The organism is Rhodococcus sp. MSC1_016 (assembly GCF_023667485.2).
Lineage (GTDB): Bacteria > Actinomycetota > Actinomycetes > Mycobacteriales > Mycobacteriaceae > Rhodococcus_F > Rhodococcus_F oxybenzonivorans.
In genome coordinates this window covers 556,112-574,662 of the sequence record NZ_JAMOZI020000002.1, presented here as the reverse complement: position 1 = coordinate 574,662, position 18,551 = coordinate 556,112, and the positions used below count along the sequence as shown (strand labels likewise).

At 65.9% G+C, this 18,551-nt stretch carries 15 protein-coding genes and 1 pseudogene; 4 read left to right on the top strand and 12 right to left on the bottom strand.

Going from position 1 to position 18,551, the window contains the following annotated elements; all coding sequences use genetic code 11:
• Positions 1 to 15: 15 nt before the first annotated feature.
• Positions 16 to 1,569 carry a CoA transferase gene (locus L1080_RS34945; RefSeq protein ID WP_250774498.1) on the top strand — a complete coding sequence of 518 codons (1,554 nt, stop codon included), beginning with the start codon at positions 16 to 18 and terminating at the stop codon, positions 1,567 to 1,569.
• Positions 1,570 to 2,231: 662 nt separating this feature from the next.
• Here L1080_RS34945 and L1080_RS34940 read toward each other — a convergent pair.
• The gene (locus tag L1080_RS34940) at positions 2,232 to 3,095 is read right to left on the bottom strand and encodes an SDR family oxidoreductase (protein WP_250774496.1); all 864 of its coding nucleotides are present in this window, start codon (positions 3,093 to 3,095) and stop codon (positions 2,232 to 2,234) included.
• A gap of 230 nt (positions 3,096 to 3,325) precedes the next feature.
• Between L1080_RS34940 and fabG the strand changes: the two genes are divergently transcribed.
• From fabG to L1080_RS34925, 3 genes and pseudogenes are all read left to right on the top strand, one after another.
• Positions 3,326 to 4,090, top strand: coding sequence for a 3-oxoacyl-ACP reductase FabG (gene fabG / locus L1080_RS34935; protein WP_250774494.1), 765 nt, complete (start codon positions 3,326 to 3,328; stop codon positions 4,088 to 4,090).
• The gene (locus L1080_RS34930) at positions 4,087 to 4,539 is read left to right on the top strand and encodes a MaoC family dehydratase (RefSeq protein WP_250774492.1); all 453 of its coding nucleotides are present in this window, start codon (positions 4,087 to 4,089) and stop codon (positions 4,537 to 4,539) included. Before fabG ends, L1080_RS34930 begins: the two co-directional genes overlap by 4 nt.
• Before the next feature lie 349 nt (positions 4,540 to 4,888).
• Positions 4,889 to 5,028: pseudogene (locus L1080_RS34925) on the top strand (IS481 family transposase); the annotation flags it as partial.
• Between the two features lie 391 nt (positions 5,029 to 5,419).
• Here the strand turns inward: L1080_RS34925 and L1080_RS34920 are convergent.
• From L1080_RS34920 to L1080_RS34870, 11 genes are all read right to left on the bottom strand, one after another.
• Positions 5,420 to 6,565 carry an MDR family NADP-dependent oxidoreductase gene (locus L1080_RS34920; protein ID WP_250774483.1) on the bottom strand — a complete coding sequence of 382 codons (1,146 nt, stop codon included), beginning with the start codon at positions 6,563 to 6,565 and terminating at the stop codon, positions 5,420 to 5,422.
• Entirely contained in the window at positions 6,562 to 8,850 is a 2,289-nt protein-coding gene (locus L1080_RS34915) for a CaiB/BaiF CoA-transferase family protein (RefSeq protein ID WP_250774481.1), read from the bottom strand. Before L1080_RS34915 ends, L1080_RS34920 begins: the two co-directional genes overlap by 4 nt.
• The gene (locus L1080_RS34910) at positions 8,843 to 10,153 is read right to left on the bottom strand and encodes an NAD(P)/FAD-dependent oxidoreductase (protein ID WP_250774479.1); all 1,311 of its coding nucleotides are present in this window, start codon (positions 10,151 to 10,153) and stop codon (positions 8,843 to 8,845) included. The genes L1080_RS34915 and L1080_RS34910 overlap by 8 nt, the downstream gene beginning before the upstream one ends.
• Positions 10,154 to 10,166: 13 nt before the next feature.
• Positions 10,167 to 10,487 carry a 2Fe-2S iron-sulfur cluster-binding protein gene (locus L1080_RS34905; RefSeq protein ID WP_250774477.1) on the bottom strand — a complete coding sequence of 107 codons (321 nt, stop codon included), beginning with the start codon at positions 10,485 to 10,487 and terminating at the stop codon, positions 10,167 to 10,169.
• Between the two features lie 57 nt (positions 10,488 to 10,544).
• Complete coding sequence (locus L1080_RS34900; protein WP_250774475.1) at positions 10,545 to 11,408, bottom strand: SDR family NAD(P)-dependent oxidoreductase; 864 nt, start codon at positions 11,406 to 11,408, stop codon at positions 10,545 to 10,547.
• Between the two features lie 990 nt (positions 11,409 to 12,398).
• Positions 12,399 to 13,916, bottom strand: a complete 1,518-nt coding sequence (locus L1080_RS34895; RefSeq protein WP_250774467.1) for an aldehyde dehydrogenase — start codon at positions 13,914 to 13,916, stop codon at positions 12,399 to 12,401.
• A 138-nt stretch (positions 13,917 to 14,054) separates the two neighbouring features.
• Positions 14,055 to 14,855, bottom strand: a complete 801-nt coding sequence (locus L1080_RS34890; protein WP_250774464.1) for an SDR family oxidoreductase — start codon at positions 14,853 to 14,855, stop codon at positions 14,055 to 14,057.
• Between the two features lie 38 nt (positions 14,856 to 14,893).
• Complete coding sequence (locus tag L1080_RS34885) at positions 14,894 to 15,505, bottom strand: SDR family oxidoreductase (RefSeq protein WP_250774462.1); 612 nt, start codon at positions 15,503 to 15,505, stop codon at positions 14,894 to 14,896.
• 23 nt (positions 15,506 to 15,528) lie between these two features.
• Positions 15,529 to 16,665 carry a thiolase family protein gene (locus tag L1080_RS34880; RefSeq protein WP_250774460.1) on the bottom strand — a complete coding sequence of 379 codons (1,137 nt, stop codon included), beginning with the start codon at positions 16,663 to 16,665 and terminating at the stop codon, positions 15,529 to 15,531.
• 37 nt (positions 16,666 to 16,702) lie between these two features.
• Positions 16,703 to 17,104, bottom strand: coding sequence for a Zn-ribbon domain-containing OB-fold protein (locus L1080_RS34875; protein WP_308202186.1), 402 nt, complete (start codon positions 17,102 to 17,104; stop codon positions 16,703 to 16,705).
• Positions 17,105 to 17,227: 123 nt separating this feature from the next.
• Positions 17,228 to 18,502: an acyl-CoA dehydrogenase family protein gene (locus L1080_RS34870; protein ID WP_250774456.1), complete on the bottom strand. Its 1,275-nt coding sequence runs from the start codon at positions 18,500 to 18,502 to the stop codon at positions 17,228 to 17,230.
• Positions 18,503 to 18,551: the final 49 nt, after the last annotated feature.

Here is an 18,551-nt window from a genome sequence, read left to right as displayed (position 1 = left end):
CCAGAGAGGACGCTCATGCAGACCGCTACCACTGACCAGACCACGACGAAGGGCGAGCGCGGAGCAACGACCGCAGCTGCGGCCCTGACCGCCGCGATGTGGGCCGCCCTGAAGGGACAGCCCGAGGTCCTGTCCAGGGTGACATTCACGGGCACCGGCGACATGTCCTGCCCGTTCCCCGTGATGGATATGGCGGCAGCGGCGTTCGCCACTGCAGGAGCGGCAGTGTCCTCCCTCCTGGACGTCATGGGAGACCGCGAGCACACGGTGAGCGTGGATCGTCGTCAAGCGGCCACATGGTTCGACTTCCCGCTCGCACCAACAAGATTCCTCGACGTCCCACAGCAGCACGGGATCAACGGTCACCTGAACAGCATTCGGGGCGACGACCACAAGGCGTGGATGACGGAATTCGAGACGGCCGACGGCGGCTGGTTACGCGTGAATTCCAGCTATCCCAACCTCCGCGCTCGCATGGTGCGCGCCCTTGGGCTGTCGGAGCCAGCCAGCCCCGCCGATGTGGAGTCGGCGATCGGCCGGCTGACGGCAGAGGACGCTGAGGAACAACTCGTCTCCGCCGGGGCGGCCGCCGCGATCGCCAGGTCGTTGGACGAGTGGAAGCAGCATCCCCAGGGAATCGCGGTAGCGGGCGAGCCACTCGTCGCGATCACCGACACTCTTGCCGGTCCTAGCGGGTGGACGCCGACCCTCGGGCGGCCGCTTCTCGGCATCCGGGTCCTCGATATGACGAAGGTCGTCGCCGCGCCGATGGCAACGCGATTCCTCGCTCTGCTCGGGGCAGAGGTACTGCGCATCGACGCACCCGACAGCGCGGAGGCCACCCTGCTCGGCGTCCACGACCTCGGCCTGGGCAAGCGATGGGCCATGCTGGACGCTCGAACTCCCGACGGTCGGGCGCAGCTGCGCGAGCTGCTGGCAGGCGCAGACGTGTTGCTCCACGGCTACCATCCCCGTGCTCTCGATGGCCTCGGGCTGGATGCGGACACCAGGGCGCAGCTCCGACCGGGCCTGGTCGACGTCACCCTCAACGCTTACGGATGGACCGGGCCGTGGCGTTACCGCCGGGGCTTCGACACCCTGGTCCAATTCTCTACGGGAATTGCGCATGAGATTACTCGCTGGGCGAATGAGGATCCAGACAATCGCACGCCGATCAACGCGATCGGCCGACTGGTCGATGCCAGTCGACCCCGCCACCTGCCTGTGGAGTCCCTCGACTTCGCCACCGGCTACCAGCTGGCTGCCGCTGCCATCGTGGGGCTCCAGCGACGTCACGAGACCGGCATGGGCTCCATCACACGGATGTCGCTCGCGAGAACAGCCAAACTCCTTGTCGACCATGCTGGTGAGCCCGCCGACACGTCGTTCCGACTCCCCGACTCCGAGGCACGACTGACAGATACCGTGCACGGGATGGGAGTCCGGCCGACTCGGCGGCTCGCTCCCCCGGTCGACATCGACGACGTGCCGCTGTTCTGGGACCGTCCCGCCGAGCTCCCGGGCTCTTCGGTCCCTCGGTGGGCCGGCCCCGCCCGCGACGACCGCTGAAAGCACAGCGGACAGGTACGGCTTCCTGTCGTCTCCCAGCGTGAGGCGCTCGCCCCCACAGTGGGCAGGTAGGCCTGACTTCGTTGACCCGACTGGTGTGGGAAAGTGTCGCCGGCGACCGTCGCCCAGCACGACTCACGCTGCTCATACCTGGTACGAGGTTCACCCGACGGGGTGCTCGACCAGAGGTCGACGAAGTCCGGACCGGGGTTGGCTACGCCTCGAGCACTGCGAGGGACCTGCATCAGCCAGCTCGGGCGACAGCAACATCGGCGACTACGCGGTGTGGCAACGGTCACGGACCGTGTTCCAGGAACGAAGGCCGCCTCCGCACCGTCGATCAGCCCGAGCACAGGGAACAGGGCACAGGGCACAGGGCACAGGGACTCCTGCTATGGGATCGGGCTGCAGTGCAGTTTTCGATCACACCGAGACGCGCTCGCGGCCTCGAGCGCAGCCACGATCGACGCGTGGCCACGGCAGGATCGTTGAGCATTGTGCGGTTGCGCCGGGATAGAAGGGCGATGCAGCCCTCCTGTCCGAAGCGTCGACCGACGACGCCACCCGCGGCCCGCTCCGGTAAGCGCGAGGGTGGTCCTGTTCGAATATCTCTGCTGTCACCGGCAAAATTGTGTGGCGCAGAGCGACGGAGCCGCGCAAGTTCACCGCGCGGCCCCGTCGTCGAGCATGCAGGTCAAGTGACCGTTGGCCTCGAGGGAGACTGGCTTCCACTGCTCCCACTCGTCGAGGCGCTGCTGGTAGATCCCGGGCACCATCTGCGTCGCGAGCGTGCCGTACAGCACGCGCAGCGGAGGCTGCTCGGCGTCAACGATCCTCAGGATCGCGTGCCCCGCGGCCACGGGGTCGCCGATCATCTCCGGAGACATGTTCTGCGCCATCTGCTCGTTCACGATGTCGCGGAACGGTTTGTAGTCGGCGATCTCGTCCGCGTGGGTGGCGCTGCTGCCTGCCCAGTCCGTGCTGTAGCCGCCCGGTTCGATGAGAGTCACATTGATGCCGAAGCTTGCAACTTCCTGCGCGAGCGATTCGCTCATGCCCTCCAGGGCCCACTTCGATGCATGGTAGCCACCGAGGTTGGGAAAGGCTCCGATGCCACCGATCGTGGAGATCTGGATGATGTGTCCGGAACCCTGCGCGCGCATGATCGGCAGGACGGCCTGCGTGACGTGGAGCACGCCGAACAGGTTGACCTCGAGCTGGTTGCGCAGCTGCTGCTCGGTGATCTCCTCGACCATGCCGAACAGGCCGTAGCCGGCATTGTTCACGACGACGTCGAGGTGACCGAACTTCTCGTGCGCAGCTTTCACCGCGGCGAATGCGGCGTCGCGGTCGGTGACGTCCAGCTGCAAGGGAAGGACTGCTTCGCCGAACCTCTGCACCAGGTCGTCGAGGGCGGATGTGTTGCGGGCGGTCGCCGCAACGTTGCCGCCGCGACCCAGGGCTGTGCGGGCGAACTCCTTGCCGAAGCCGCGGCCTGCCCCGGTAATGAACCAGGTCTTGCTCATGGTGAACCTCTCAAGATCGTGATGATCAGCATACCGTATGCTGAATACCGTCATACAGAAAGAATATCTCAAGGGCTCATGGCCAGACGGCCAGCGCGCTCTTCAGCGAAGACGCTTGCCTCTCTCATGATCCGTTTTCCAAACGATGGACTGGCCAGATCGCTATTACTCCAGACCCCCTCGCCTCCAACAGTTTTCAGATCTCACCATTACTCGACCGGAGCCAACACATGACTTCTCACACCCCGACCCGGACCGCCGTCGTGACGGGAGCCGGGCGCGGAATCGGCGCCGGTGTCGCCAAGCGCCTCGCCTCCGACGGCTTCGCGGTCGCGGTCCTTGACGTCGACGAGGTCGCCTGCAGGAAAGTTGTCGGTGAGATCGAGACGACGGGCGGGGGCGGGACGGCGGTCGGCGTCGACGTCACAGACGAGGCCGCCGTCCATACTGCCGTCGAGCGAATCGCCGACGAACTCGGCGAACCGACCGTGCTGGTCAACAACGCCGGCATTATCCGAGATAATCTACTGTTCAAGATGACCGCCGAGGAGTGGGACGCGGTATTGAACGTGCACTTGCGCGGAGCGTTCCTGATGACGCGCGCGGTCCAGGGTTACATGACCGCGGCCGGATGGGGTCGAATCGTCAACCTGTCGAGCACCTCTGCCCTAGGCAACCGCGGCCAGGCGAACTACTCCGCCGCCAAGGCTGGTGTGCAGGGCTTTACCAAGACTCTCGCGCTCGAAATGGGAAAGTTCGGCGTCACCGCCAACGCGATTGCTCCTGGATTCATCGAAACCGATATGACCATGGCCACCGCCGACCGGCTGGGCTACTCCTTCGCGGACTTCAAGGCCGCGATCGTCAAAGACATTCCGGTCGGCCGCGGCGGTCTCCCCGCTGACATCGCGCACGCCGTCTCGTTCTTCGCCAGCCAGGGAGCCGGGTTCATCTCCGGTCAGGTGCTCTACGTCGCTGGAGGACCGCAGGCATGAAGGTCTTCCATGGCGTCGCTGAACTCGAGATGGCCGTGAATACCCACCTCGGCTACTCGGACTGGCACACGATCAATCAGGACCAGATCAACGCCTTCGCCCAGGTCACCGGGGACCATCAATGGATTCACGTCGACCCAGAGAAGGCAGTCCACGGGCCGTTCGGCTTAACCATCGCCCATGGATACCTCACCATGAGCCTGGTGCCGATGCTTGTTGGGCAGGTTTACGACATCAGCGGCGTCCAGATGGGAATCAATTACGGCGCAGACAGGCTGCGCTTCCCGTCGCCAGTGCCAGTAGGCTCCCGTATCCGCGCGGGCGTCGAGCTGACGATGGTCAAGCCGAACGCAATGGGCTACCAAGTCACGACCCGCGTGACGATCGATCGAGACGGTGGCGACAAGCCGGCATGCGTTGTCGATATGCTGACAGTGGTAGTGCCCTGAGGGGTGGCGAACGGCGTCCACGATCGGCGAGATCCGGTATGCCTCATACGGTCCCCGACGGGATTCAACCTCATTAACCGTCATCCTCGAAGCCGACTTTTTCGAGGTATTTGAGTCCAACGGGGGTTATGCCGCGGCGTGCTCTGCCTGCTCCATCTCGGCCGGTTTGTTGATCCACGCGTCGATGGGCAAATCCAGGATCTTCGGGATGCTACGGTCCCGCGCCGTTCGGAATGCGCCGTTCGGTATGCGCCGTTCGGTATGCGCCAGTCGGGCTGGCCAGCACTGCCGCGCGTTCGGTAGCTTCTGTCCAGCGGGTCCGGCGTGCACATCCACAGGAGCGTGCAGCTCCGCCGTCGACGGGTTCCCGCCATGCCTACACCGAGGGCTTTGACCGATAAAAAAGCCCACGCGGCAATCACATTCATGCATCGAGCCCGGGTGTTCTTTGCTGCACACGGTATCGGCCACATCAATCGGATCGTCACCGCCAAGGAGTCCACCCGCGTGCGGGGGCAGACCCTCAGTGCACCCTCGGCGGTGATCCCCACGGCGACCACGACCGCAATCGAGATCACCTGCGAGGAGGTATCGCTCACATGCAGGTAGCTCCTGTCGAGCGATCCGCGACACCTCGGACTTAAAGGTGTCCCGAATCGATTCCCAGAGCGGCTACCAGGTCGTCCACGCTGCGGGTGGAAACTCCGTGTACGCACGCCTCCATCATCACCGCATACAGCGCACCTGATCGATCCATCGGTGGGGATCGGCAATTGGACGCCTACCAGGCGTGGCTAGATTGCCGCACGCTCGCGCGGACACTTCAGCGCGTGATCACGCAGCCGCTTGGTCGGGAGTGTTCGAAAGTACAACGCTGGCATCAGGAGAAGCGCACCGACAACTTTCCGTAGCGCGACCCGGTGAACATCGATGTGATCGCCTCGGGAAGGTTGTCGAATCCCTCGAACACGGTGTTTACCGGCGTGAGGCGCCCGGTGTCGACCAGGCGAGCGAGGTCGTTCTCTGCCTGTAGGCGCTCGTAATAGTAGTCGCTGACGATCCACGCCTCGACCTTCAGTTGCCTTTCCTGCACTATGCGTTCGAGATCATCCGTGATGCCGAAGGTGCGTCGTAGCCGAGCCCGGTAGATCTCGGGACTGACACTCGGGGACCGTTTCGGTCTGGCGGTGACCTCGTCAGCGTAGATGTCGTGTGAGAATCCATACGAAAGTACCCGTCCGTATCGATTCATCACCTTGAAGACTTCATCGGTGACGGGCCCACCTACGCCGTCGGAGAAGACGTCGACGCCATCGGGGAAGGCCTGCCGAACCTGTTCACCGAGGTCAGGCGATCGGTAGTCGATGCAGTGGTCGAGGCCTAGCTCCTCGACCGCCCATCTGCACTTGTCCGAGCCTCCGGCGAATCCCACCACGTAGCATCCTGCGGCCTTGGCGAGCTGTGCACTGATCGAACCGGTCGCGCCGGTCACTGCGGCGGCTGCCACGGCGTCCCCTGGCATCAGTGGCCCGACCTCCCGCATACCGAAGTAGGCGGTCAGTCCGGTAGTACCCATCAGACCAATGAGGTCCTCCGCTGGAAATTGCGTGACGAGCCACGGCCGGTACACGTATGTCCATTGTGAGTTGGTGCCGTTCAACTCCTTGACCGCTGCTGAAGGGGGCGCATAGCCCACCGGGCCTGACGCGCTACTCACGAGCGCGTAGTCCTGCCATCCGGTTTGACATGCAATAACGTCACCCTCCTGCAGGAGCGGATTGCGGGATTGCACCACCACTGCACAGGCAAAGTCAGTCTCGGACTGGCCGAGTTGGAGGGTTCCCCCGGGGGCCATGCTGATCCGGACCCGTGGGTGAATTCCCATGACCTTCACCTGCACCAGAGCTTCGCCTTCGGCTGGTTGCGGCATTGGCGTCTCCACCAGCGCAAACTGTTCCGGTGTCACCTTGCTGTTGATCATGGGTTGCGAATAAACCCACCGCTTCATGGTCTTGGGCAGTGTCATGCGCGTCCTTCGCAGAGATTCGTTTCGGGTGAATAGGTGTCGATCAGCCGAATGACCTGCCGGAAGCGCGGGTCGGATGTGCCTGAGATGTCCGTGTCCAGCTGCGGGGCAGGACCCGGTGCCGTAGGGGTGAACCGGCGCATCACCATCGGAAAACCCTTGAGCCATTCGCCCTCGGTACTTCTCAATACCAGGCCGCGCTGCTCGCGATGGGGCTGCTGGGCGCGGTCGGCTGCCGTGTTGACCGCCACCGCTGGGACCCCCGCGGCGCGCAGTTCGGCCGCCGCCTCCTGGCGGCTCTGTGACGACGACCAGTCTGTGATCAATTGGTCGACGACGTCTTGCTGGGCCCACCACCAGGTGTCGTCGGCCTCGCCGAGGATGCCCGGCACGACCTGGGCCAGCGCGCGGCGGTGCTCGCTGGTCGCGCAGGCGATCGCGACCCACTCGCCGTTCGCTGCCGGATAGACGTCGTGGGGCGTCGCGTGCGATCGGCGGTTGCCGGTTCGCTCCATCGGCACCTCGTCCCAGACGAAGGCGGCGAGCTGGTCGGAGAGGGTCCACGCGACGAGCTCCCGCTGGGAGATGTCCAGCCATGCTCCTGGGCGACGGGTCGCCACTGCGTGGGCAGCGAACGCTGCCCCGGCGAGGGCGACGACCTGATCCGGGTAGTTGACATCACCCGATGACCACAGCGGGCTCGAGTCGGTGTAGCCGGTCGCGCTGGCCAGACCGGAGAGGAGGTCGAGAGTCGAACCGTAAGAGGCATAGCCCGACTCCGGGCCCGCGCTGCCCTGACTGGACAATGAGACGTAGACGAGGTCAGGATTTAATTCACGCGCCGTTGCCGGATCGATCCCCAAGCGTTCCGTCACGCCCGCCCGGAAGTTCTCGACGAGAATATCGGCGCGTCGAATGAGCTCGTGCACCGCCGCTCGTCCTGCCGTGCTCTTGAGGTCTATGCAGATCCCCGTCTTCCCGGCGTTGTTCGAGCGGAACATCGGCGAGGATTCGGGCCTCTCCGAGGTGTCCGATCCAGGCATGACCCACCGGCGGAAACGATCTGGGCGTTCTTCGGACTCGATTTTGATGACTGTCGCGCCGTAGTCGGCGAGGAGGCGGGTCGTCGCCGCGCCCGCGGTGATCGTCCCGAAGTCGAGCACGACCACACCATCGAGCGGGGCACCTGAGACCATGCCCGATCTGTTCCCGCCACTCGAGGAGGTACGCGGCGCCAGGGCCCCTTGCTCATCCAACTGCGGCGCGGGTTCGACTCCCTCGGTCCGTTGCCCAGGAAGCGGGAAGGAAACTACCGGAGCGTCGGGACGCCGCTGGTCGCAGGGCAGGATGAAGCCTCTCTCATGGAACTGTTCGGAGTCGATCAGGTCCGCGGCAGCCGCCGCGTAGCCGAAGGGCAGTCCGAGATTCTGTGCGGAGACAAAGACCTCGTGGGCCTCGCGCTGACGGATGGCGTCCGCGATGATCAGCCATAGCTCCTCCGACCGCTCCAGCCGGATGGCGGGGTTGATCAGCTCGGGATCCCTCAAGCGCTCGTCGCCTAGCAGTTTCACCACTGCCGGCCACTGCTCCGGCAGGAAGATCACGCCGACCCAGCCGTCTTTGGCCTCGACCACGCGCCACGCACCCCGGGAGGCGCCGGTGCGATGAGGCACGACCCCGGTCAGGTCGAAGGTGACGTCGCTCTTCCAGTCCATGTACGCCGCGACGTCGCTCATCGTCACTTCGATCAGGTCCCCGTCGCCACTCGTTGCGCGTCGGCGCAGCGCGAGCGAGGCGCCGAAAAGACCGACGAAGGCAGCAGCGTACGCCGATTGCTCGCCGCCGAGGGTCAGCGGAGGCCGCGCCGGCTCTCCGATCATGTGGGCGAGGCCACCCTCGGCCTCGGCGAGCAGACTGTCACCCTCGAGCTCGCCGAGGTATCCGTGGGGGTTGAAAGTGGTTATCGAGACGGTGACCAGAGCCGGATATCGGCGTGTGAGCGTCTCTGCGTCGAGCCCGAGGGACCTAGCCTCGCTCGGGAGCAAATCGACCACGAGGACGTCGGCGGAGGCGAGCCGTTCGCACCACTGGTGGGGTTCGAGGACGGCGCTCTGCTTGCCTGCAGCCAGCGCTGCAAAGGTCAGCGAGCGGCGTCGCAGCGCGTGGCCTTCGCGCGTCTCACACAACGTCACGTCGTGGCCTAGCGCCGCGAACAGCCGACCGCACGCCGCGCCCGCGACCGATCGCGTGATCTCGACGACCACGAGATTGGGGACGTCACCCATCGCGACTCCCGTTGCCGGGTGCCTCTGCGGTCGCGTCCACGAGAAGTTCCCTCAGCGGCGTGGCCGGATCGGCCAGTCGCGACGTGTCCACCTCGGCCTGCATCGCCACCAGCTTCTTCGCGACCATGAAGTCCCGAGGGTTGTTGACAACGTCGGCGGCGCGGATGGCGCCGTCCTTGAGGTAGAAGAGGCTGAAGCTCCGGCCTTCGTCCGCGCTTCCGCGGACAACGATCTCGTCATGGCTCGGACAAAGCCCCACCACCTGCAGCTTCACGTCGTACTGGTCGGACCAGAACCATGGGATGGCGTCGTAGGGCCGCGCATTGCCGGTGAGGGCGGCGGCGACGACCTTCGCCTGCTCCAGCGCGTTGGGGACGGACTCGACCCGCCGCAATCCGCCGTTTTGTGCACAGGGGTGCCTCGTACAGTCGCCGACAGCGAGGATGCGCGGGTCCGTCGTGCGACAGAACTCGTCGACTACCACGCCTTCGTCGACTGCGAGCCCCGCGTCGTGAGCCAGTTCGTCGTTCGCTTTCATGCCGATCCCGACGACGATCAAATCGATCGGCAGCGTCACCCCGTCGGACAGTTTTACGGCCACCGCACGGCCGTCCGCGCCGACCTCCACCGATTCCACGAAGCGACAGGTCCGGATGTCGACACCGTGCTCCTTGTGAATTCGTTCGTAGAAGTCGCTCACTAGGGGCAGAGTTACCCGTGCGAGGACCCGCGGGCCCGCCTCGACAACGGTCACGTCCAGACCTGACTTTCGGGCGACCGCGGCCACCTCGAGTCCGACGTACCCCCCGCCGAGGACGGCGAGCCGGGCTCCAGGGGTGAACTGCGCACGCATCTCGTCGATGTCGGCGAGCCGGCGAAGCGTGTGGACGTTGGACGCGGCGTGCGCGCCCGAATCCGGGAGCAGCCGCGCTCGACCGCCCGTCGCCAGGACGAGCCAGTCATACGACACGTCGTCGACACCATCGGGCCCGTCGGTGCGGACGGTTTGCGTGTCGCGGTCGATTGCAGTCGCCCGCGTCGCGAGCCTGACCTCCACCCGCTGGTCCTCGTAGGTCGCCGGCGGGCGGATGTAGAGATCGGTCGACGTAACGTCGCCCAGCAAGTAGCCCTTGGACAGCGGCGGTCTGCTGTAGGGGTGGGTCGGCTCCTCGGAGAGGATCGTGATCGGGCCTGCGAAGCCGAGCATTCGCAAGGTTGCGGCGCACTCGGCACCAGCCTGGCCGCCTCCGACGATCACCACCCGATCGTCGGCACCCGCGGATTCGATGTCCGGCAGTTCCATGCTTCGATCTCCTCTACTGCACGGCCGGGACGGTCACCACGATGCCGTCGAGGTCGGGCGAGAACTTCACCTGGCACGAGAGTCGGCTGCACTCGGTCGGTTCTGCCGCGGCAACCTCGAGCATGTCCTCCTCTTCTTCCGACTTCGGCGGCAGGAGTGAGACCCACTGCTTGTCCACGAACACGTGGCAGGTTGCGCACGACAGCTCACCACCGCACTCCGCCACGATCCCCGGCACCAGGTTGGCGCGCGCCACCTGCATCAGCGACTGGCCATTCTCGGCGGTGGTGTCCGTCTTGACTCCGTCCGCGCGGATGAAAACCACACGACCCATAACGTCACATTCCTTTGCTGCGAAACTTGCGGGGGTGTCGGCGCCGTGGGGCGTCTGTCAGCGGCCGCCCATAAAGGGGCATGACTCGGCGTCGCCGGTGCCGTCGTGGGCGTGCTCGCCAGGGGCTTCGACGACAGGCAGTTCCTGCACGTCGATCATGAGGGCACGGGCGTGCTCCATAGCGAACGCCCGACTGTAGGGGTTCGTCGCGATGACACGTGTGCCGGCGAGTAGGCCGTCGAACGCCTTCGATGCGACGACCGACGACTCCTGGGCGAAGGGGACGATCGCCTGCGCTGCCTCGGGGTGAGCTTCCACGTAGGCGCGCACATTCTCGGTCAACGTCCATCCCGGTGCCAGCATCGAAACGCCGATGCCCCAGGGCTCCAGATCGCGGTGTGCTGTGAGGGTCAGACCGAGGGTCGCGAACTTGGTGATGGTGTAGACACTGAACGGGGCGACATGCGGGGGAACTCCGAGCGAGTGCTCGGAACCGGTGTTGAGCAGGTACGCCGGCCGGCCGGCCGCTGCAGCGTCGCGCAGCAACGGCGCGAAAACGTGGACGATGTTGACCCCACCCTCGACGTTGACTCGCACCGAGCGGCTGGCGTCCTCGGGGTCAATCTCCTGCAGTGAGCCCAGCACAGCGAAGGCTGCGTTGTTGCACACCACGTTGACCTCACCGAACCGGTCGACGGTCTCCTTCGCCAGCCGTCGCACGTCCTCGACGCTCGAGACGTCGGCCAGGGTGGAAGCGACATCACCGCCGGCCTCACGGAGCTCGTCAACCGCGGCCTTGGCGTCGTCGATGTCAGCGAGCATGACCTTCGCGCCACGGTTGACGGCCTCTCGCGCCAGCGCGAGACCGACACCGGTGGCACCGCCGGTCACTACGACTACCGCATTGGTCAGATCACTCATCGTCCTTGCCTTTCATGTTTACGGGCGGTGATGGCCGTCACGTTTGTATGACGGTATCCCGTAGACCATTTGTCGTCAACTGCTTCTTCGGGAACCGGACCCGCCGACGTGGAGGACTGCTCTGCGAGATGGTCGACATCGGAGAGCGACCATCCCCTGAGCCCGTTCGCAGCCGCTCAGTCTTCCTGTCGGTACGCTCGATGGCCGGCGGTGAAGAGGTCCAGGCCGTGACCAGCCCGACGCTCCCTGCTCGGCGGCGATGACGGCGCTCGTATAGACCGGGCAGTTCTGCGCGTCATCCGGGTCGAGGTCCTGAATCCGCTGGTAGGCCTTCTTATCCCAGGCGGGTGCCACGGCGTCGAACCCGGCGATGTGCGCTGCCAGTGCGGAGCATCGATCCGCTGGGCCAGGAAGGTCATTTTCGGCGGCAGCACCTGCTTCGGCATAGTCGTGGCCCGTCTGGGATGGGCCAGGCACCGAGCGCCATCTCCGGAATGCCGATCGTTGCCGTCCTCAGCGGCCACTGCCAGCTCGCAGTTGTTGACGAGCGTCGACCTGCCGCCCAGCGCGAAGCCGTTGATGGCGACGATGAACACCGCCTGGAGGCCCGAATGGCCGCCTGGCACTGGGTTGGATCCACACGCCAGGGGCGCCCGGCTCGGCCTGCCGGACAGGCCAGGCGCGTTCCTCGCCTAGAGCCGATCGATCCCAGCACAGAAGTCGGAGCCCGAGCCGGTCAGGACGATCGCCTTTTGCGGTCGTTGCCGCGAGAACCTCCAGCAGTCGCCGCTGGGCAGCGACGTTCATCGCGTTGCGTTTGTCTGGTCGGTTGAGCGTCACGATGGCAGGTCGCCACGATCCTCCACCAGTACGAGTGTGCGCTGCCCATCGCACGCCGACCGTCCGGAAGACGGCCACTCGGTCCTCAGCCAGGGAGGGCAGCCTCCCGGCGGACAGCCGGGAGCTGCCCCCACGCAGTCACCCGCCGCCTCACCTGCGCCCGAAGGCCTGCCGATTGCCCTCGTCGATGAAGACGGACTTGACCTCGGTGTAGGCGTCGAGTGCGTCCACGCCGAGCTCGCGCCCGAGCCCGCTCTGCTTGAAGCCTCCGAAAGGCGTTGCGTAGTGGACGACACGATAGGTGTTGACCCACACCGTCCCTGCTCTCAGGCGCTTGACCATGCGGTGGGCGCGAGCGATGTCGGAGGTCCACACAGCAGCAGCGAGGCCGAAGTCGACGTCGTTGGCCAGTCTCGCGGCCTCGTCCTCGCCACTAAAGCGCACGAGGCTTGCCACGGGGCCGAAGATCTCCTCCTGGGCGAGGCGCGACTGGTTGTCGACCCCGGAGAAGACGGTGGGACGGACGAACAAGCCTCGCTCCGTCTCCGGGGTGGTCTCGCGTACTCCTCCGGCGGCCACCACGGCGCCTTCGTCCTGCCCGATCTGGATGTACTCCAACACGCGATCGAGCTGGTTGCGACAAGCGACGGGGCCCACCTCGACGGTCGGATCGAGCGGGTCCCCGAGCTTCAGGGCCGACGATGCCTCGGTCAGGCGGGCGACGAAGTCGTCGTAGACCTCGTCCTCCACCAGGACGCGGGACCCGGCCATGCACGTCTGCCCCGTTGCGGCGAAGACTCCGGCCATCACGCCGTGGACCGCGTTCTCCAGGTCTGCGTCGCGGAAAATGATGTTGGGGGACTTCCCTCCGAGCTCGAGGGTGACGCGCCCGATGCGCGGCCCGGCCGCGGCCAGCATGGCCTTCCCCGCGGCGGTCGAGCCGGTGAAGCCGATCTTGTCGACGTCCGGATGGGACGCGAGCGCCGCGCCGGTGGGTTGACCGAAACCGGTGACGACATTGACGACACCGGCCGGGAAGCCCGCCTCCTCGCACAGCTCCGCAAGGCGAAGGGTCGAGATGGGCGTCACCTCGGATGGCTTGATGACGATGGTGCACCCTGCGGCGAGAGCCGGGAAGAGCTTCCAGCACAGCAGCATGAGCGGAGAGTTCCAGGGCGTGATGGCGGCCACGACCCCGACCGGCTCACGGACGTTGTAGACGGTGTGCCCCGGCACACCCTGGACTGTGGTGCCACCCATCGTCTCGGCGAGACCCGCGACAAAGCGGGCGTGGCCGGCCATCGCGTACGAGCCGCCCACCATCTCGCCGACAAGCTTGCCGTTCTCGTGGATCTGGACATGAGCCAGCTCCTCGGCATGGGCCTCGATCAGATCGGCCAGCTTGCGCAACATCGCCGCGCGCGTCGCTGCCGGCGTCTGCGGCCAGCCGCCCTCGTCGAAGGCGTGCCGGGCAGCGGCCACGGCGCGGTCGACATCCTCCACGGTCGCCACGGGCACCCGCCCCCAGGGCTGGCTGTCGAACGGATCGACACAGGTGAACGTGTCACGCTCGCCGATCTCGATCCACTCGCCGCCGATGTACATCGCGTAGTCGCGATTCCATTCAGCCGGGAAGCGGGCCGCCGTGGATTCCATCGCTGCCGTCACGCCACATCAGTCCTTCGGTTAAGAGTCTCTAGCCGTTGATCCCGGACGCCGGCGACGCTCAGCACGAACAGCTCCGGGTTTTGTATGACGGTATCCCGTCCGACATGACGTGTCAACGGTCACAGGCGTCGCTGCACATCACCGCTTGGCGGGCATCGCGAAGAGGCTCTTGCCACCACACGTGTAGAGCACCTGACCGGTGATCGCACGTGCACGGTCGTCGACGAGGAAGCGCGCGAGGTGAGCGACGTTCTCGGCGCTTCCGAGCTCACGATTGGGCTGGGCGATGATTAAGTTGCGCAGCATCTCCTCGGGAAGCTCGTCGACGCCGGGCGTCTTGATGAGTCCCGGCGCGATAGCGTTGACTGTGATTCCCGTGCGGGCGAGCTCGAGCGCGAGCGAGCGGGTCATGCTGACCACCCCTCCCTTGGTGGTGGCGTAGTTCGTTTGCCCCCACCACCCGAGCCAGGCGCGTGACGCGATGTTGATGATGCGTCCGCCGCCGGACTCGCGCATCTGTGCCGCCGCGGCCTGGCAACCGTAGAAGACCCCGTCGAGGTTGACCTGCGTGACCCGCTCCCATGACTCCTGGGTGATGTTGCGCAGAGCCGTGTCCTGGGCCATCGCGGCGTTGTTCACGTAGTAATCGAGGCGTCCCCAGCGGTCCACGGTTGCTTGCACCAGCTCCCGGACCGACGCGGGGTTGCTGACGTCGGCGCGGGTTGCCCACGCATCACCCGGACCGCCGTGGCTGATTTCATCAGCCACGCTCTCTGCCAGCTCGGCATTCAGGTCACACACAACCACATGCGCACCGTCAGCAGCCAGCCGCCGTGCGATGACCTCGCCGATGCCGCGCCCGGAGCCCGTCACGATCGCGACGCGCCCCTTCAGGCCGTCCTTGCTCACCATCGAACCAACCTCGTCCTGAACCGTCATTTTCCGACTCCTCACTCGTCTGCTCTGGGACCTGCTCGTCAGGCGGTGAGCGAGCTCAGCACGCTCAGGCCGCCGGACACGTGCAGCACCTGCCCGGTGAAGTGGCCCGATGCCTGATTCGTCACGAACGCGACCGCATACGCCACGTCCTCGACACCCACGGGCCCGGTGAGCGGCGGCGGCGGTGCCTCCCACGGATCTTCGGTCGCGACGACCGGCCCCAGCTCCGCGGGCGGGCAGATGACGTTGACGTTCGCGCCCAGCGGCCCGAGGTCGAGCGCAAGGCTCCGCCCCAGACCGACCAGGCCCGCGAGGTCGATGGCACGCTCGGTGCGACCCGGCCAGCCCAGGAAGTCACGGCCGGAGACCAGTGCCACGCGGCCCTCACCGTGAGGGAACCCGGGGGTCGCGGCGCGGAGGAAGGCCAGCGCCTGTGCGGCGGAGCCCTCGGGAGGGGTGCTGTCGTAGCCGATGACGACGGCCCGGATCGCCCGGCCCCGAGCGAGCTCGGCCTCGAGAGCATCGATGTGCTCAGACGAGCGGTGGCCCTCGAGCCGCACGACGTCGTCGCCCCGACCCTGCAGCTCTGCGCTGATCGCAGCCAGGGCCTCGTGGTCGCCCACCACGAACGAGATACCGGTGAAATTCATCGCTTTCGTTCTCCTCTCGTCACTCACACAGCCAGGACGTGGACGCCGCACGCACCGTTGTCGACGCCGGCGATGCCGCCGCCTGTGACATGCGTGAGGGCCACCGACGCCCCGGGGACCTGACGGGCCCCGGCGCGGCCGGTGAGCTGCTCGTACGCCTCAGTGAGCTGCGCAACACCGGTGGCCCCGACCGGATGCCCTCGCGAGATGAGCCCCCCACTCGGATTCACCGCGCAGTCGCCGTCGATATCAGCGCGACCCTCCGCGAGGTAGCGGGCGCCTTGGCCGCGCTCGCACAGGCCCAGCGCCTCGTAGTAGAGAACCTCGGCGATGGTGAAGGCGTCGTGCACCTCGGCGAGGTCCAGGTCCTCCGGACCGATTTCAGCCTGGGCATAGGCTTCCTGGATCGCCCGGAGCGTCACGTCGGGCATCGTGAGGTCGCGGGGAGCATCGCTGTACTTGCCCGACGTGATCACCGACGCCTTGATGCCGACGGCATCGAGGCCGAGTTCCGACGCTGCTTCCTCCGAGCAGATGAGGACGGCACTCGATCCATCACTGTTAGGCGAGCATTGGAGCAGGGTCAGCGGGTCAGCGATTGGCTTGGAGTTCAGCACCTCCTCGAGCGTGACGGCAGCCTGGAAGCGAGCGATCGGGTTGAGCGCACCGTTGCGTCGGTTCTTGACGGAAACGCGCGCCAGGTCCTCCGGCTTCAACCCGTTCTCCCACAGGTAGCGGTTCGCCCGCAACGCATAATGGGCGGGCATGATCGCGCCCTGCGCTGCCTCGATGTCGGTGGGGTCGAGCTTGAGCGCCCCACCGCCGAGCGCCGACAGCCGTTCGGTCGCGACGACCACGACGACGCGCGCCTGACCCGAGGCCACCATGCCGATGGCGAGGTGGGCAGCCGAGGCGCCGGACGCGCAGGCGTTCTCGATGTTGAATACCGGCAGCCCGGTCATCGACAGACGGGACAGGATGCGCTGACCGAGCAGTGCTCCCCCGGCAACGCCGGCCGAGATGACCGTGTCGACGGCCTCACGGTCGACCCCGGTGGCACGGAGCAGGCCGCGAACGGCGTCGGCGCCGAGGTCGACGACATGCGTCGACTCCTTGACGAAAGGGATGGTGTGTGCGCCTGCAATGACAGGAACCGGCATCAGAAGACTCCTTGTGCCTTGTGGTGGATGTGCGGACCTAGGCGGGTGCGCCCGAGGCACCAGCGAGCGGACGAGGTCCCAGCTCCGCGATCTGCAGCAGGGGAAGGCCGGCCTCCGACAGACCGACCTGGCCGACAACGACAGGGGTGCCGGGCTCCGGGACGTCGCCGCTGACGGCATCGAAGCCCGCCATCACCCGGAGGCCTACCGCGAGGTCGACGTGAGCCAGCCCGTACGGAAGCGGCCGATCATTGCGTCCCGAGCGCACCACAGTGACGGAGTACACCACGCCATCACCAGGGACAATCTCGTCAATGAAGGCGTCCCCGAGGCACTGCGCGCAATGGCGCGGCCTCGGATGGGAGAGGTGTCCGCAGTCGTTGCAACGTGCGCCGGGGACGCCCGTCGATTGCAGTTTGCTCTGACTTTCAGCAGTCACGGGTCGTCGACCTTTCGGTGATGGGACATCCGGGGAAGTGCCGACCTGGAATGGGCCGACGACGATTCCTTTGGTCTGTGTATGACATATTTCGAACCGGCTGAACTTGGCGACCGCACGCCCTCATCGAGCGGGGACCCCCAGCTGTGCCCGGGCCCGATCGGTGAGGGCATGGCGCATGTAGTCGGGGAACATCTCCGTCTCCGGTCTGACGTCCTTGAGGACTTCGCGCGCTACGACGACCTTGTGTACCTCGGTGGGCCCATCTGCCAGTCCCACATGGAACGACTGGATGACCCACTCCGCGAAGGGCATCTCGTGCGTGATGCCCAGTGAGCCGTGCAGGTGCAGCGCACGGGAGGCGATGTCGTTGAGGACCTGCGGCATGATCGCCTTGACCGCCGAGACATTTTTCCGAAGTGCGCGCCAATCGTGGCCCTGGTCGGCCAACCACGCGGTCTCGAGGATGAGGAGCCGGAACTGGCGCAGCTGAATCCAGCTGTCCGCGATCTTCTCCTGGACCAGCTGCTGGCGCGATAGCAGATCGCCTTTGGTCGAGCGCGACACGACGCGTTCACACATCATCTCGAAGGCTCTCGTGGCCTGCGCCAAAGTGCGCATTGCGTGGTGCATCCGACCGCCACCCAGTCGCACCTGCGCGACGACAAAGGCGTCGCCGGGCTCACCCAGCATGTTTTCGTGGGGGACCCGGACGTCGGTCAGGCGCAGATGGGCATGCGTGTCCGCCGCCTCCCCGTAATGCCCGTAGTTGCACAGGATCTCGATGCCCGGTGTGTCCGCGGGCACGATGAACATCGACATCTGACGGTAGGGGTCTTCGGCCTCCGGGTTTGTCCGGACCATCAAGATGTGGAACGCAGCGTGCTCTGCCTCGCTGGCGAACCACTTCTCTCCGTTGATCACCCACTCGTCGCCCTCGCGGACCGCAGTGGTGCGGATCGCCAGCGGGTCCGCCCCGCCCTGCGGTTCGGTCATCGCGAAACACGACACGATGTCGTTCGCCAGGAGCGGCTCGAGCCACTGCTTCTTCTGCTCGGGTGTGCCGTAGTGAGCCAGGATCTCGGAGTTCCCGGTGTCTGGTGCCTGGGCGCCGAACACGATCGGACCGAAGCGCGACATACCGTACTTCTCGTTCATGAGTGCGAGTTTGAGCTGGCCGTACCCCTTGCCGCCGAGTTCCGGGCCGAGGTGGCACGCCCACAGTCCGCGCGACTTCACCTCGGCCTGCAGCGGCCGGACCAGCCGGACGAACTCGGGATCGTGGATGTCCCACTGACTTCCCAGCACGTAGTCCAGCGGCTGGACCTGGTTACGCACGAACTCGTCGATCCAGTCGATCTCGACCTGAAAATCGGGATCGGTCTCAAAACTCCACATTGTTGCTCCTCAGCAGGATGGCAGTCGGCCCCGTGTTTGTCCCCGGTAG